Source organism: Burkholderia cepacia GG4 (assembly GCF_000292915.1).
GTDB classification, from domain to species: domain Bacteria; phylum Pseudomonadota; class Gammaproteobacteria; order Burkholderiales; family Burkholderiaceae; genus Burkholderia; species Burkholderia cepacia_D.
The window spans coordinates 2599708-2613643 of the sequence record NC_018514.1 but is presented as its reverse complement, the minus strand read 5'-3'; the positions used below and the strand labels follow the sequence as shown (position 1 = coordinate 2613643).

General features: G+C 65.9%; 14 protein-coding genes and 1 pseudogene. 4 read left to right on the top strand and 11 right to left on the bottom strand.

All coding sequences use genetic code 11. The features are described 5' to 3' along the window. Positions 1–26: 26 nt before the first annotated feature. Positions 27–983 carry an N-acetyl-gamma-glutamyl-phosphate reductase gene (argC, locus tag GEM_RS27460; protein WP_041491037.1) on the bottom strand — a complete coding sequence of 319 codons (957 nt, stop codon included), beginning with the start codon at positions 981–983 and terminating at the stop codon, positions 27–29. Positions 984–1101: 118 nt separating this feature from the next. On the opposite strand from argC, the gene GEM_RS27455 reads away from it, so the two are divergent. Further along, the gene (locus tag GEM_RS27455; protein WP_014900690.1) at positions 1102–1986 is read left to right on the top strand and encodes a LysR family transcriptional regulator; all 885 of its coding nucleotides are present in this window, start codon (positions 1102–1104) and stop codon (positions 1984–1986) included. A 26-nt stretch (positions 1987–2012) separates the two neighbouring features. Here GEM_RS27455 and GEM_RS27450 read toward each other — a convergent pair whose 3' ends face one another. The 4 genes from GEM_RS27450 to GEM_RS27435 all read right to left on the bottom strand — a co-directional run bounded on the left by GEM_RS27450 (position 2013) and on the right by GEM_RS27435 (position 5456). Next, positions 2013–2477 (bottom strand): hypothetical protein, encoded by a 465-nt coding sequence (locus tag GEM_RS27450; protein WP_014900689.1) that lies wholly within the window; start codon positions 2475–2477, stop codon positions 2013–2015. 60 nt (positions 2478–2537) lie between these two features. After that, positions 2538–3755 carry a patatin-like phospholipase family protein gene (locus tag GEM_RS27445; RefSeq protein WP_014900688.1) on the bottom strand — a complete coding sequence of 406 codons (1218 nt, stop codon included), beginning with the start codon at positions 3753–3755 and terminating at the stop codon, positions 2538–2540. Between the two features lie 122 nt (positions 3756–3877). Next, the gene (locus GEM_RS27440) at positions 3878–4663 is read right to left on the bottom strand and encodes a 3-hydroxybutyrate dehydrogenase (RefSeq protein ID WP_014900687.1); all 786 of its coding nucleotides are present in this window, start codon (positions 4661–4663) and stop codon (positions 3878–3880) included. A 52-nt stretch (positions 4664–4715) separates the two neighbouring features. Further along, entirely contained in the window at positions 4716–5456 is a 741-nt protein-coding gene (locus GEM_RS27435) for an acetoacetate decarboxylase (RefSeq protein ID WP_014900686.1), read from the bottom strand. Positions 5457–5907: 451 nt separating this feature from the next. Between GEM_RS27435 and GEM_RS27430 the strand changes: the two genes are divergently transcribed. Then, positions 5908–6489: an undecaprenyl-diphosphatase gene (locus GEM_RS27430; RefSeq protein WP_014900685.1), complete on the top strand. Its 582-nt coding sequence runs from the start codon at positions 5908–5910 to the stop codon at positions 6487–6489. A 39-nt stretch (positions 6490–6528) separates the two neighbouring features. Here GEM_RS27430 and GEM_RS27425 read toward each other — a convergent pair whose 3' ends face one another. The 3 genes from GEM_RS27425 to GEM_RS27415 all read right to left on the bottom strand — a co-directional run bounded on the left by GEM_RS27425 (position 6529) and on the right by GEM_RS27415 (position 8442). Then, complete coding sequence (locus GEM_RS27425) at positions 6529–6753, bottom strand: hypothetical protein (protein WP_014900684.1); 225 nt, start codon at positions 6751–6753, stop codon at positions 6529–6531. 119 nt (positions 6754–6872) lie between these two features. Then, entirely contained in the window at positions 6873–7694 is an 822-nt protein-coding gene (locus GEM_RS27420) for a siderophore-interacting protein (RefSeq protein WP_014900683.1), read from the bottom strand. 37 nt (positions 7695–7731) lie between these two features. Further along, on the bottom strand, positions 7732–8442 hold the full coding sequence (locus tag GEM_RS27415) for a PadR family transcriptional regulator (protein WP_014900682.1): 711 nt from the start codon (positions 8440–8442) through the stop codon (positions 7732–7734). Positions 8443–8699: 257 nt separating this feature from the next. Between GEM_RS27415 and GEM_RS31635 the strand changes: the two are divergent. Then, positions 8700–8858: pseudogene (locus tag GEM_RS31635) on the top strand (IS110 family transposase); the annotation flags it as partial. 249 nt (positions 8859–9107) lie between these two features. On the opposite strand, the gene GEM_RS27405 reads toward GEM_RS31635, so the two are convergent. Next, complete coding sequence (locus GEM_RS27405) at positions 9108–10061, bottom strand: helix-turn-helix domain-containing protein (protein ID WP_014900680.1); 954 nt, start codon at positions 10059–10061, stop codon at positions 9108–9110. Positions 10062–10326: 265 nt separating this feature from the next. Here GEM_RS27405 and GEM_RS27400 point away from each other — a divergent pair, with 265 nt between their 5' ends. After that, a complete protein-coding gene (locus tag GEM_RS27400; RefSeq protein WP_014900679.1) occupies positions 10327–11814 on the top strand; it encodes an NAD-dependent phenylacetaldehyde dehydrogenase in 1488 nt (495 codons plus the stop codon). A gap of 84 nt (positions 11815–11898) precedes the next feature. Here the strand turns inward: GEM_RS27400 and GEM_RS27395 are convergent, their stop codons facing one another. Both GEM_RS27395 and GEM_RS27390 read right to left on the bottom strand, forming a co-directional pair. Next, on the bottom strand, positions 11899–12846 hold the full coding sequence (locus tag GEM_RS27395) for an aldo/keto reductase (protein ID WP_014900678.1): 948 nt from the start codon (positions 12844–12846) through the stop codon (positions 11899–11901). Between the two features lie 372 nt (positions 12847–13218). Then, complete coding sequence (locus GEM_RS27390; protein ID WP_014900677.1) at positions 13219–13839, bottom strand: LysE/ArgO family amino acid transporter; 621 nt, start codon at positions 13837–13839, stop codon at positions 13219–13221. Positions 13840–13936: the final 97 nt, after the last annotated feature.

Here is a 13936-nt window from a genome sequence, read left to right as displayed (position 1 = left end):
GGCGGACGATGGCGCCCGCACGCGGCTCACGCTGCTTTCGCTGTTTTCGCGTCGCTCTCTGCACCGAGCATCAGGTCGAGATTCTGCACGGCCGCGCCGGATGCCCCTTTGCCGAGATTGTCGAACACGGCGGACAGCAGCACCTGGCCATGATCGGCATTGACGAACACGCCGAGCCGCAGGTCGTTCGTACCGTTCAGCGCTTGCGGATCGAGATGCGTGATCGCGCGCGTATCCGCGAGCGGCGTGACCTCGACGTGGCGCGCACCGGCGTAATGGTGCGCGAGACACGCGTGCAACAACTCACCGGTCACGCCGGCCGGGAGCAGGCGCAGCTCGATCGGCACGGTCAGCACGATGCCCTGCCGATAGGCGCCGTAAGCCGGCACGAACAGCGGACGGTGCGCGAGCCCGGCATGCAGCTGGATCTCGGGCACGTGCTTGTGCGCGAGCGCGAGGCCGTAGACCTGCAGCGGCTTCGCGTGTGCCGCGCCGTTCGATTCGAATGCGTCAACGGCGGTTCGCCCGCCGCCCGAGTAACCGGACACCGCATGGATGCTCACCGGGTAGTCGCGCGGCAGCAGCCCGGCGTGTTGCAGCGGCCGGAGCAGGCCGATCGCGCCCGTCGGATAGCAGCCCGGATTGGTGACGCGCTGCGCGCGCGCGATGGTCTGCGCGTGTCCTTCGACCATCTCGGGAAAGCCGTACACCCATTCCGGTTCGGTGCGATGGGCCGAACTCGCGTCGATCACGCGTACCGCCGGATTGCGGATGAAGCCGACCGCTTCGCGCGCGGCGGCGTCGGGCAAGCACAGGATCGCGATATCGGATGCGTTGATCGCTTCAGCGCGCCGCGCGGGGTCCTTGCGCTCGGCATCCGGCAGCGTGACGAGCCGCAGGTCGGTGCGATCCCGCAGGCGCTCGTGGATCTGCAATCCGGTCGTACCTTGGTCGCCGTCGATGTAGACAGTGGGGAGGCTCATGATGGTCGCGTTCCCCGTTTCGGACATCGGGAAAGCCGTATCGTCCACCGAACGCCTAGAATAGGAAAAGTTGAATTTCCTGATTACCGGATTCAGTTTTCCTGAACGAGAGGTGGGCATGCGCGAGATCAGCCTGGACCGGCTGCGTACACTGGTCGCAATCGCCGACCAGGGATCCTTCGTGGCCGCGGCGCAACTGCTTCATCTTGCGCCGCCGACGGTCAGCCTTCATGTCGCCGAACTCGAAAGCCGCATCGGTGCGCCGTTGCTGTCCCGCACGCGCGGCAACGTGCAGCCGTCAACCATCGGTGCCGTGCTGGTGGAGCGGGCGCGCCGCCTGCTGGCCGAGGTCGAGTCGACCCTCGACGACGTGGAGCGGCAAGTGCAGGGGCTGACCGGGCGGGTGCGGCTCGGGGCATCGACCGGGGCGATCGCCCATCTGTTGCCGCAGGCGGTGGTCCGGCTGCGCGAGCGGCATCCGGACATCGATGTCCAGATCGCGGTGCTCACGTCGCAAGACACGCTGGCGCGCATTGCGCAGGGCACGCTCGACGTCGGGCTGGTGGCGTTGCCGCAGCCGGCGGTGGCGGGGTTGTCGATCCGCGCGTGGCGGCGCGATCCGGTGCTGGCCTTTCTGCCTGCCGACTGGCGGCTTCCGGCGCGGGTGACGCCGGCCTATCTGGCCACGCGTCCGCTGATTCTCAACGATGCGACGACCCGCCTGTCGCGGCTCACGACGGAATGGTTCGCGCTCGGCGGTCACCGGCCCGAGCCCCGCATCGAACTCAACTACAACGATGCGATCAAGAGTCTGGTCGCCGCGGGTTACGGCGCGACGCTGCTGCCGCACGAGGCGGGCGCCCCGTTGCCCGACGCACGGATCGTCATGCGGCCGCTGCGTCCGGCGTTGTGGCGCGAACTGGGCATCGCGCATCGCGCCGGCCCGATCGATCGGTCGACCCAGCACGTGCTCGACGCGTTATGGGCGCTCGGCGCGCGATAGGGCGTTTGGCGAACGGCGCCGCTGTGTTACAGCCGGTTGTCCTTCGCGAGCATCAGCACGCGCGCCCAGCGCTGCGCATCGCGCTTGTCCATCATCGGCAGGTTCCATTCGCCGCGCACGGCGTCGCGCACGCGCACGACCAGATGCCAGCGGCCATCGATCGGCGCGGCCTCGCAGGCGTCGAGCTGCGACAGCGTATAGCGGCCGTCCGCGCCGTCATGCGACAGCCACAGCAGCCCCTGCGTCGCGGATACGCGCAATTCGCCCCATGCGCGATGCACGATGTGGGTCCAGCCTTGTTCCTTCGTATTCGGTGCGATGTCGCGGCGGCGTTTGATCCACCACGCGATCAGCGCGATCAGGATCGCGGCGGCGAGCACCGCGGCCGCGATCGCGACTGGCTGGCCGAACTGCGCGGCGATGACATGAAACAGGTGTACCGCGCCCCATCCAATGGCGATGAGCGCGAATAGCGCAATGAAAATCGGCATGTCGAATCGGAAACGAGGACGGACCGGCGCAGGCAGCGCGCCGGTCCGTCGCACACGGCATCACCGGCGGCGGTGAATGTCGTGCGTGACGAAGCCCGCGTCGTTGATGGGCAGCGCGAGGCCGTCCTTGACCGCGAGCGTCTTGCGGATGTCGTCGAGACCCGCGCACCAGTGGTCGCGCATCGTCGACAGACCGAACTGATAGTCCTTGTAGTGGTGCTCGTACGCCTTCTGCTGATAGATCAGGTGCTGGATGTTGTATTTCTTCCCGCTCGACATCGCTTCAGCCTCGATGCACCACGGGTCGTTCTTGCGCTGCTCTTCCGGCACCTGCTCGAGCACGTGGCGCAGTACGTTGCGGTAGCGCTGTTCGCGCTGCAGCGTGTCGGTGACGAAACGCGTGCGGCTCGAATACTGCACGTCCTTCGTGCGTTCCGCGACGTCGGCCATCGTGCGCGGCAGCGGCCCGCGCGCGCTCCACAGATCGACCTGGAACGCGAGCGTGTCGCGCCGCGGACGCGCGCGCAGCACTTCCATCAGCGGCGTGTTCGACACGACGCCGCCGTCCCAGTAATACTCGCCGTCGATCTCGACCGGCGGGAACGCGGGCGGCAGTGCGCCGGACGCCATGAAGTGCTCGGGTTCGAGGCGGATGCGCGAGTTGTCGAAGTACACGAAGTTGCCGGTGCCGACGTTGACCGCGCCGACCGACACGCGCGTCTCGCCCGAGTTGATCCGGTCGAAATCGCACAGCTTGAGCAGCGTCGCGCGCAGTGCCGACGTGTCGTACCAGCTGATCTTTTCCGGATGATCGGACACACCCGGCAGCGGCGGCGGGAAACGCGGCGCGAAGAAACCCTGCTGGCCCTGCATCATCGCGCTCGCGGCCTGCGATGCGGTGAAGAACGTGCGGATCTGGTCGATGCTGTTGAACAGCGCGAATTCGAACGCAGCCGGCATCGCGGGAAAGAACGCCGGCTGGCAGATCGTTTCCCAGAATTGGCGCAGCCGCTCGACCCGATGTTCGGGCGCATTGCCCGCGATCAGCGCGGTGTTAAGCGCGCCGATCGAGATACCTGCGATCCAGTCGAGCGGAACGCCCGCCTCGTGCAGCCCTTCGAACACGCCGGCCTGATACGCGCCGAGCGCGCCGCCGCCCTGCAGGACGAGGGCGATGGTTTCGTACGGCAGCGACCGCGCAGCGGCCGGCGCACCGGCTTCGTGATGCAGGTCCGCCGCATCGACGGCCTGCTTTTCTGTACGCGCGTGCGGTTTCATCAGTTGCTCCGAGAAATCCCGCCATCGATGGCGGAGACGGATGGCGTGTCGTCGATCGACGGCACGCCATCTTGAGAATAGGCGTGGTGCGGGAATCGCCTCCCGTCAGGGAGGCGAGGGCGTTACTGCATGAACCAGCCGTGGCTGACGACGAACGACTGGCCGGTGAGCGCGGCGCTCGGGAATGCCGACAGGAACAGCACCGTCTGCGCGACGTCCTGCACCGTCGTGAACACGCCGTCGACCGTATTGCCGAGCATCACCTTCTTCACCACTTCTTCTTCGCTGATGCCGAGTTCCTTCGCCTGCTCCGGAATCTGCTTGTCGACCAGCGGCGTGCGCACGAAGCCCGGACACACGACGTGCGAGCGCACGTTGTGCTTTGCGCCTTCCTTCGCCAGCACGCGGGCCAGGCCGAGCAGCCCGTGCTTGGCCGTCACGTACGCCGACTTCAGCGGCGACGCTTCGTGCGAGTGCACCGAACCCATGTAGATCACGACGCCGCCGCGATCGTCCTTGTACATGTGCTTGAGCGCGGCCTTGGTCGTCAGGAACGCGCCGTCGACGTGGATCGCCTGCATCTTCTTCCAGTCGGAGAACGCGTAGTTCTCGATCGGGTTGACGATCTGGATGCCCGCGTTCGACACGAGGATGTCGACCGAGCCGAACGCCTCGGCCACCTTGTCGATGCCGCTGTTCACGGCTTCCTCGTTGGTCACGTCCATCGCGACGCCGATCGCCTTGCCGCCTGCCTTGTTGATCTCGTCGGCAACCGCATTCGCGCCGTCCTGGTTCAGGTCGGCGATCGCGACGGCCGCGCCCGCCTTGGCGAGCTCGAGTGCGATTTCCTTGCCGATGCCGCTTGCGGCGCCCGTGACGACTGCGGTCTTGCCATTCAGGTTGCTCATTTCGAATTTCCCGTGGTGAAAGGATTGACAGGGAGTAAGGACTGCGGACGTGTTACTGAGCCAGGTAATCGTAGACGACTTCGCCGAGGCCAAGTGTCAAATCTGCGACGATGTGGCGGGCTTCGACGATCTCGAGCACCGGCAGGTCGGCCACCGGCGCCAGCGCGTGCGGCGCCAGTTCGAGCGACGCGGGGCCCGTCCATGCGCCTTTCATCTTGATGTCCTGCATGTAGTAGCGCACCAGTTCGCACACGCGTGCGGTGCCGTCGACGTGCGGGATGATCTTCAGCAGGAAGTTCGGACCGGCGAGGCGCTTCGTCTGCTCGTCGATGTCGAGTTCCTTGTGCTTGTAGCCCATCGTGCCGGTCGCGACGCGCACCTTGCCGTAGTCGAGCGTGCCCAGGATGTGATCGGTGTTCACGTTCAGCGTGGGCGATGCGAGCTTCTTCGGGAAACCCCACAGCTCGCGGCCGCCGGCGATCGGCGGGTGATCGTCGAGATACATCGCGAGCGTGTAGCCGCCGGCCTGGCCGTTGTACTCGACAGGGATCACCTGGCCGCTTTCGGTGTAGTCGCCGAAGCCGGTCGAATCGGCCATGCGAATGAATTCGTAATGCACGAGCGGCTCGGTGATCTTCAGCGGCTCGGGGACGATCTCGCGCAGACGGTCGGGATCGGTGCGATACGTGATGATCAGAAACTCACGATCGACGAAACGGTACGGGCCCATCGGGAATGCCGGGCTGGTCAACGGCATCGCAAACGCTTTCGATCGGACATCGCTGGGTTTCATGCGGACTCCTTGTTGTAGATCGCTTCGTGGATGAGTGCTCGTAAGCCCGTAATCCTATGCCTGTGCGTTGCCGTTGTGCGATGCCGCATTCGGAATTAATTGTTGCCGATTTCGAATTAGTTACGATGTAAATGTTGAGGCGAATGATGCAAACGGCATCGATCGCGCGTGGCGGCCCGATAGTCACACGCATCAATGACGCCACGATGTGAAAAACGTGAGCCTTTACGGGATCGTTGGTGAGCTTTTGCGGGAGACGGTCGCGCAGGAATATGACAATTGTGTGAACTTGTGTTGCAGTGCAGCCTCTAAGTGCGTTCGCGCGCGGCGCACGGACTCTGATCACCGGTCACCCTGCGCGTTAAGCAACGCTTAAGCGAGTGAGCACTAGCATCGTTCGCATCCGACCGGCCCGCCCGGTCCAATCATCACGCCCCACGCAACCGGATTCATGCAGAACCTCAATCTCACCTTGTTTTCCGCCATCAATGCCGGTGCGGCGCCGCACCCAGGCGTTGCCCGCCTCGCGATCCTTGCCGCCGACTGGCTCGTCTATGCACTGCCCGTGATGCTGTTGCTGACCTGGATCTTCGGCGAGCGCCCGACGCGACGCCAGGCGATCGAGGCCGGCGTCGGTACCTGCGTGGCGCTGGTGCTCGCGCAGGTGATCGGACATTTCTGGTTCTCGCCGCGACCGTTCATGGCCGGCGTCGGCACGCAACTGATTCCGCATGCGCCGGACAGCTCGTTTCCGAGCGATCACATGACGTTCGCATGGAGTCTCGCGGTCGGCATGCTGCTCGCCGGCACCACGCGGCTCACCGGGTTCGTGATGGCAGCGATGGCCGTGGCGATTGCATGGGGGCGCGTGTATGCGGGCGTGCACTGGCCGTTCGACATGGCCGGTGGCGTGCTGGTCGGCACGGCTGGCGCGCTGGCCGCGCACCTGTATGGGCAACGTGTGGTCGAATTGCTCGAGCGGATCGGCGACGTCGTGCACGCGGTGATGATGGGGCGCGAACGCACGCACTGAGCGGGAAAACGACGCCGGAGCAGTGCGAGCCGGACGCCGTCAACCGGGCGTCCTGGCTGCTTCGGCGGAAGTGGACGGGCCGCCGCCGGCTTCGTGCAGTTCGGGCGTCTCGCCCGGATGCTGTGCGGTGTCGCGTTCGAGCGCGCTTTCCTTCAGGATTGCGCACATCGCGATGAACAGCGCGAGCACGACGACGGCGAGACCGCCGTAGCCGATGATCTTCAGGTTGCGAAGGAAAGGCGAGGCGGGACTTTCTTTTGTCATGACCGGGCGCTCCTGGGCAGGATGCGGCGGCTGTCGCCCGACAGCGGCGTCGCAGGCATAGATATATATCAGCCGCGCGGCCGATGCCAAGCCCGCCGATGCACGGGCGGCCGTTCCGGTCAGTCTTCCAGCGTTTCATGCACGGCCGCCGCGCCGCGCTTCCAGTATGCCGCCGCGCGGATGCGCGACTTGTCGACCCCGCGCTCGCCGGTCAGGTGCAGACGGACCGCGCGCATCGACTGCGCTTCACCCGCCGCCCACACGTAACCGTCGCCGGACGACGGCAGCGGCAGCTCGCGCACGGCATTCAGCAGCACGTCGCCGTCCGCTGCGTCGGCTTCGGCGCGAAAGCGCCAGATTTCATGCACGTCGGCGCGCGTATCGAACGAGATCTGCGCGGTGCGATCCGCGACTTCCAGCACCACCGCCGCGCGCGCGCCGGCCGGCAATTGCTCGAGACGCCGCGCGACTGCGGGCAGTGCCGTATCGTCGCCGATCAGCAGGTGCCAGTCGAAATCGGTCGGGACCACGAACGAACCGCGCGGGCCGCCGATGCCGAGCCATTGGCCGACGCGTGCCTGCGCGGCCCACTGCGATGCGGGGCCCGGATGGTTCAGCACGAATTCCAGATCCAGTTCGCAGGCGGCGCGGTCGAAGCGGCGCGGCGTGAAGTCGCGCGCGACCGGCTTCGGCTCGCCTTCGGGAAACTCGGGGCCGTTCGCACCGAGCGTCGGCATCGCGGGGCGCTCCGCGCCGGGCGGCGGGAAAAACACCTTCACGTGATCGTCGAACGACGACGATTCGAAATCCGCGAGGTCGGGGCCGCCGAGCGTGACGCGCAGCAAGTGCGGCGTCACCGCGTGCACGCGCAGGACCTGCAGCAGGCGGAACTTGAGGGTATGGCGCACGCGGGTGACGGCGCGTTCGGATGGATTCTGCATCGATCCGTTCTCCTTGAGATTTGGGGGGCGGCGCGGATTACGCGCCGGTGCCGCCTTCGATTTCGGCAGTCGCGCGGCGCATGATCGCCGCGATACGCCGTTGTTCGTCGGCATCGGCGGCGCTCTTGTGGAGCAGCGCCCGCTTCAGTGCGAGGCGCGCCTCGACGAACTCCGGCAGCCAGCCGGGCTGTGCTTCGTCCTGAGCTTCGCTGCCAGCCGATTCTCCGGCGAATGCGCGGCGCATGAATTCCATCTTGCGCGCCAGGTGCGTGAGGCGCGCGAACAAGGTGTCGACGCGCTCGCGCTGCGCATCGAGATGCGCGCGGCCGGCGTCGGTCAGCGCATAGCGCTTGCGGTTGCCTTCCGCCTGCGACGCGACGAAGCCGACTTCCTCGAGATACGTGAGCGCCGGATACACCATGCCGGGGCTCGGGCTGTAGAAGCCGTTCGAGCGCGTGTCGAGCGCCTTGATCAGTTCGTAGCCGTGGCTCGGCTGCTCGGCGACGAGCGCGAGCAGCAGAAGCTGAAGATCGTCGGAGCTGAACTGGCGTCCGCGCGGCATGCCGTCGTCGCCGAAATCACCAAAGCCGCCGCGTCCGCCACGGCCGCCGAACGGGCCGCCGCCAAACGGATCGTGGCCGCGGCGATGGCGGCCGATCGCCTGCCAGAGGCCGGCGAACCATTCAGGGCCGGCATGCGCACCATGACCGTCGCATCGGGCATGGCCGCGGGAAGGGGTGTGTCGCATGATCGTGTCCTATATGTCGTAAAACATATCTAAAGATATATATCGAAAGATAGGGTGTCAAGGGAAGTTATGTGGGGTCGGATGAGTGGGGTGCTGGTGCGGGCTGGAGCAGCCCAAGGCTGGCGAGGAAGTAGTTCCGGCCTCGGAACTGGCCGACGCGCTCAAGCAGATTCGTGAGCTGCAGCGGATGCTCGGCAAAAATGGTATGGACGCCTCCCCATCGCATCATGAGGTGTCGTTCAATCAGGAGAACGCAAATGGAACCGACAGTCGTAGGCGTAGACATCGCCAAGCGGGTCTTCCAACTGCGCCGGATCGCTGCGGACACCGGCGAGGTGTTCGACAGGCAGCTTCGTCGCAGCGATTTTCTTGAGCACTTCGCCAATCGTGAGCCCTGTCTCATTGGCATGGCGGCGGCTCGCGCGCGCACCATCGACCGGCAGATGGGCAGTCGGGAATCCCGGCGTGGGTCCGCATGGAGATGCTTCGGGTCAACGGCGCTACGTTATCGAAGGTGGCGCGCGTTGCCACGGCGCGAAAGTCGTGACCGGTGCATCGACTACACAGTGCGGTTGAAGCTGCGGCACATGATTCGGCTTCAGGCGGCGATGCCGGATTCGTTCGCGGACCGATTCATGCCACGCGATACCACACGATGAATCGCGTCACTCCCCCGACATATTTCGGTGTGCGACACGATATGCCCCAGGACTACACCCGAACCGCGCCTTGAACGCCCGCCCGAAATGCGTGATGTCCGAAAACCCGCACGCGATCGCAAGCTCCAGCAACGTGCGGTTGGAATCCGCCGGATCCTCCAGCGCACGCCGGCTCGCCTGTAGCCGGTATTCCTGGATCAGGCTCTGTGGCGTCCGCTCGGTTGCGGCCAGCGCGCTGTACAGCGTGCGCCGCGACACGTTCAGCGCGCTCGCCAGCTTGTCCGGCGATAGATCGGGATCGCTGTAGTGGTGCGACAGATAGATTTCCGCATTCATCCGCAAGGTCGCGCTGCGCGCATCGGCGCCGGTCAGCGACTCGCTCGCCTCGCGGCGGATCACCGAATCGAGCAGCATCAGCGTCGACTGCTCGAAGCCGAACAGGCTTTCCGGATCGTTCGGCACCTGCCCGTCCATCAGGTAACGGATCGATTGAAGGGCCAGTTGCGCATTGCCGACGGTCTTGCGCACCTGCACGCCCGCGCGCTCCACGAACCAGCGCCACATCGTGCCGCTTCTCGGCGGCGTCAGCGCAGCAACGAAGCGCGACGCGTTCGCGGATTCGATCGTGTACGGCTGCGTCGCATCGTAGATCACCCACCCGCCGGGACTGACGGTCGACGTCGCGTTGCGCTGCGTGACGCGGCTTTGCCCGGTGATCTGGAACAGAATCTTGTAGCAGTCGCTGTCGGCGCGCGACGCGAGCGAGCGATCGCGATCGACGCGGATCGCGGTGGTGTCGACGTCGGCCATGCGCAGGCCGCCGACCGTGGCCACCCGCGCCGACATCCGGAACAGCGGGCCGGTGTCGTGAAAGACCAGCGGCAGGAAGCTGTCCGCGATCAGGTCCCGCAGATTCGCGCTGCGGCTGCTGCTGGCGTCGACGACGAGTTCGTGTGCCATTGCCGGAAGAGGGAGAGGGCCAGGGAACGCGTCGGGCTTGATGCAAACGGCCAGGACGCAGAATGAGACGTCGCCATTGTCGGGAGCATGGGCCCGCAGCGTCAATGGTGGTTTCTACAAGGAAGCCGCTGCGCCATGCCGATCTGCACGCTGAAGCCAAAAGTGTGCACGCAACGCCGATCGGCGCATGCGACGCGTCCCTAGAATCGACGAGCGGCCGGCAAGCCGGGCCTTTCACTCAATTTCGATTTCCGGAGGAATACAGATGGCACTGGTTCGGATGCTGGACGAAGTCAGGGCGTTTCTCGCGCGCGAACACGGGCATTACATCGACGGCCGCGCGGTTGCCGGCCGTGGCGAACGGATCGAGGTACGCGATCCGGCGACGCACGCGGTGATCGGCTCCGTCGCGCAGGCGACCGACGACGACGTCGAAACCGCGATCGCGTCGTCCCATCGCGCGTTCCGCGGCGAGTGGGCGAGCCTGACGCCGGCCGATCGCGAGCGCATCCTGCTGCGCTTCGCGGACCTGATCGACGCACACGGGGAAGCGCTCGCGCAGATCGAAACCGCGCAGTCGGGCAAGCTCATCGGGCTGTCGCGCGTGATCGAGGTCGGCTGGTCGGCTCGCTGGCTGCGCTATTACGCGGGCTGGGCCACCAAGATCGCGGGCGAAACGCTCGCCCCGTCGTATCCGAGCATGAACGGCGAGCGCTACACGTCGTTCACGCTGCGCGAGCCGCTGGGGGTCGTGTTCGGGATCATTCCGTGGAATTTTCCGGTGATGATCCCGGTGTGGAAATTCGGTGCGGCGCTCGCGACCGGCAACACGGTGCTCATCAAGTCGTCGGAGTTCACGCCGCTCACGATGCTGCGCATCGCCGAGCTGGCGACCGAAGCCGGGCTGCCGCCCGGCACGCTCAACGTGATCAACGGCACCGGCCAGGTCGGCGCGCAGGTGATCCGCGATCCGCGCGTGGCGAAGGTGTCGTTCACGGGCTCGGTGCCGACCGGCCGCATCATTGGCGAGGAAGCCGTCAACGCGAACTTCACGCGCTTCACGCTCGAACTGGGCGGCAAGAACGCGGCTGCGTTCCTGCCGGATACGCCGGTCGACAAGATCCTCGACGGCATCGTCGAGGCCGGGTTCCTGCATAGCGGGCAGGTGTGCGCGTCGGCTGAGCGCTTCTTCGTGCATCGTTCGAAGTTCGACGAGGTGGTCGAGAAGATGAAGGCACGCCTCGACAGCTTCCAGCCGGCCGATCCGATGGACGACGCCGGGATGATCGGCCCGGTCTGCAACGAACCGCAGTTTCGCAAGTGCCTCGACGCGTTCGAGCTCGCGCGTACGGAAGGCGACACGATCGTCACGGGCGGCGGCGCGTATGCGCGTGACGGCTTTTACGTGAAGCCGACGATCGTGCTGCCGCGCTCGCTGCAATCGGCGTCGTACCGCAAGGAGATCTTCGGGCCGGTCGGCGCATTCGTGCCGTTCGACGATGAGGAAGAACTGATCGCGATGATGAACGACACGCCGTTCGGGCTGACCGCCAGCCTGTGGACGAACGATCTTTCGAAGGCCCTGCGTTACGTGCCGCGCATCGAAGCCGGCACCGTGTGGGTGAACATGCATACGCTCGTCGATCCGGCCGTTCCTTTCGGCGGTGCGAAGGGCTCCGGTGTCGGCCGCGAGTACGGCTCGTCGTTCATCGACGCGTACACCGAGCCAAAATCGGTGACCATTCGCTTCTGACGTTTGCAGGTAGCGCGTGACGCGAGCCGACGGCTGGAACCGCAACACTTCGCGATGCCAGCCGCCAGCCCGCCGTGGACAACCTCAGACCGCGCTGGCCTCGTCGATCTTGCGGATATCTTCGTCGTCGAGCCGCACGCGGATCGCTTCGCCGAGCAATTCGAGCTGCGCGAGCGACGTCGCACTCGCGATCGGCGCGGTGATCGACGGGCGTGCGATCTGCCATGCGAGCGCGATCGCGGCCGGCTGCGTGCCATGCTTGGCCGACACGTCGTCGAGTGCCGCGAGAATGCGCAGCCCGCGCGCGTCGAGATAGCCGGCGACGCGATCGCCGCGCACGCTCTTCTTCAGGTCGGCCTCGCTGCGGTACTTGCCCGACAGGAAGCCGCTCGCGAGCGCGTAGTAGTTGACGACGCCGAGCTTCAGGTCGCGCACGACCGGCTCGAGATCGCGTTCGTACGCGGCGCGATCGATCAGGTTGTATTCCGGCTGGATCACCTGGTACGCGGGCAGGTCGTCGCGCTTGCTCAGGTCGGCGGCTTCGCGCAGGCGTGCGCCGCTGTAGTTCGACGCGCCGATGATGCGCACCTTGCCCGCGTCGATCAGCGTCTGGTATGCGCCGAGCGTTTCCTCGAGCGGAGCCGTGTCGGCGAGATCGCGGTGTGAGAAATACAGGTCGATGTAGTCGGTTTGCAGGCGGCGCAGCGAATCGTCGGCAGCCTTCAGGATGTTGTCCCTGGTCAGCCCCGCGCGCGCCGCGAGCAGGCCGACCTTGGTCGCGATCACGACCTGCTCGCGCTTGCCCGAGCGCTTGAGCCACTTGCCGATGATCGTTTCCGATTCGCCGCCGCTGTTGCCGGGCGCCCATGCCGAATAGACGTCGGCCGTGTCGATGAAATTGATGCCGGCGTCGGCGAGCGCGTCGAGCAGCGCAAACGATGCGTTCTCGTCGACGGTCCAGCCGAACACGTTGCCGCCGAAGGCGAGCGGGGAAACCTGGAGGTCCGACGTGCCGAGGGTGCGTAGTGCCATGTTGTTCTCCGGATCTGAGGGGTGACGGGTTGGAACGACGGGATTGGCCGGGATGAATGCGACGGGACGGCGGTTGGGTGGAGCGCTTGCGCCGTTGTCGCGGGACGCTGGACATTCTCGCCGATCGACCGGATTCGTGCAGGGGGCGCGCGGCCGTGAAGACGGGGGGATTGCAGCCGATGGCGGACGAATCGTCCGTTACGTGGATGATCCGTGCGGCTGCGTTCGATCGGGAACTGATTTTTGCGGCGGCGGGGGCGTGGCGGCTGGAGGAGATACAGGCGGAAACCGGGCGTATTGCAGCACGACGCGGGAGCGGAACGAAAAACGGGCGGCAAGTTGCCGCCCGCGATCAATCAGCGCCCCAACCCGTTACCGCAACTGCACGGCCGCCAGAAACAGCACCATGCTGCCGATCGCGCCATCCAGCACGCGCCACGCAACGGCCTTGCGGAACCACGGCGCGAGCAGCCGCGCACCGTATCCGAGCCCAAGGAACCACACGACGCTGACCGACATCGCGCCGATCGCGAACGCAAGCCGCGTGCCTTCCGGTTCGCGCGCACCGGCCGTGCCGATCAGCAGGAACGTGTCGAGATACACATGCGGGTTGAGCCAGGTGAACGCGAGCGTCATCAGCACGATCGCGACCGCGCTCTGCGGCGGCGGCGCGACCGCGTCGCCGCGGACGTCGAGCGTTTCGTGTCCGGGCTTGAACGCGCGGCGCAGCGCGTTGATGCCGAACCACGCGAGATATGCGAGGCCGACGTACAGTACCGCGTGGACGAAGGTCGGGTAGCGCTCGACGAGCACCGACGCGCCGCCGACGCCCGCGCCGATCAGGATCATGTCGGACAGCGCGCACAGCAGCACGATCTTGCCGACATGCGAGCGCATGATGCCTTGCCGGAGCACGAATGCGTTCTGCGCGCCGATGGTGACGATGAGCGACCCGCACAGGGCGGCGCCGTGGGAAAAAGCGATCCAGTTCATGATGGGGAATCGAAGCAGTAGACGGGTGAATCGGTTGGCGCTAGTCTGCGGTCAGCTTGGGAATAAGAGAAGCTAATTCACCTAATGTCGATTAAGG

What these genes read in the sequence shown, in the direction of transcription:
- argC (WP_041491037.1), bottom strand. Translation starts at nt 983, where the DNA reads ATGAGCCTCCCCACTGTCTACATCGACGGCGACCAAGGTACGACCGGA.
- GEM_RS27455 (WP_014900690.1), top strand. Translation starts at nt 1,102, where the DNA reads ATGCGCGAGATCAGCCTGGACCGGCTGCGTACACTGGTCGCAATCGCC.
- GEM_RS27450 (WP_014900689.1), bottom strand. Translation starts at nt 2,477, where the DNA reads ATGCCGATTTTCATTGCGCTATTCGCGCTCATCGCCATTGGATGGGGC.
- GEM_RS27445 (WP_014900688.1), bottom strand. Translation starts at nt 3,755, where the DNA reads ATGAAACCGCACGCGCGTACAGAAAAGCAGGCCGTCGATGCGGCGGAC.
- GEM_RS27440 (WP_014900687.1), bottom strand. Translation starts at nt 4,663, where the DNA reads ATGAGCAACCTGAATGGCAAGACCGCAGTCGTCACGGGCGCCGCAAGC.
- GEM_RS27435 (WP_014900686.1), bottom strand. Translation starts at nt 5,456, where the DNA reads ATGAAACCCAGCGATGTCCGATCGAAAGCGTTTGCGATGCCGTTGACC.
- GEM_RS27430 (WP_014900685.1), top strand. Translation starts at nt 5,908, where the DNA reads ATGCAGAACCTCAATCTCACCTTGTTTTCCGCCATCAATGCCGGTGCG.
- GEM_RS27425 (WP_014900684.1), bottom strand. Translation starts at nt 6,753, where the DNA reads ATGACAAAAGAAAGTCCCGCCTCGCCTTTCCTTCGCAACCTGAAGATC.
- GEM_RS27420 (WP_014900683.1), bottom strand. Translation starts at nt 7,694, where the DNA reads ATGCAGAATCCATCCGAACGCGCCGTCACCCGCGTGCGCCATACCCTC.
- GEM_RS27415 (WP_014900682.1), bottom strand. Translation starts at nt 8,442, where the DNA reads ATGCGACACACCCCTTCCCGCGGCCATGCCCGATGCGACGGTCATGGT.
- GEM_RS27405 (WP_014900680.1), bottom strand. Translation starts at nt 10,061, where the DNA reads ATGGCACACGAACTCGTCGTCGACGCCAGCAGCAGCCGCAGCGCGAAT.
- GEM_RS27400 (WP_014900679.1), top strand. Translation starts at nt 10,327, where the DNA reads ATGGCACTGGTTCGGATGCTGGACGAAGTCAGGGCGTTTCTCGCGCGC.
- GEM_RS27395 (WP_014900678.1), bottom strand. Translation starts at nt 12,846, where the DNA reads ATGGCACTACGCACCCTCGGCACGTCGGACCTCCAGGTTTCCCCGCTC.
- GEM_RS27390 (WP_014900677.1), bottom strand. Translation starts at nt 13,839, where the DNA reads ATGAACTGGATCGCTTTTTCCCACGGCGCCGCCCTGTGCGGGTCGCTC.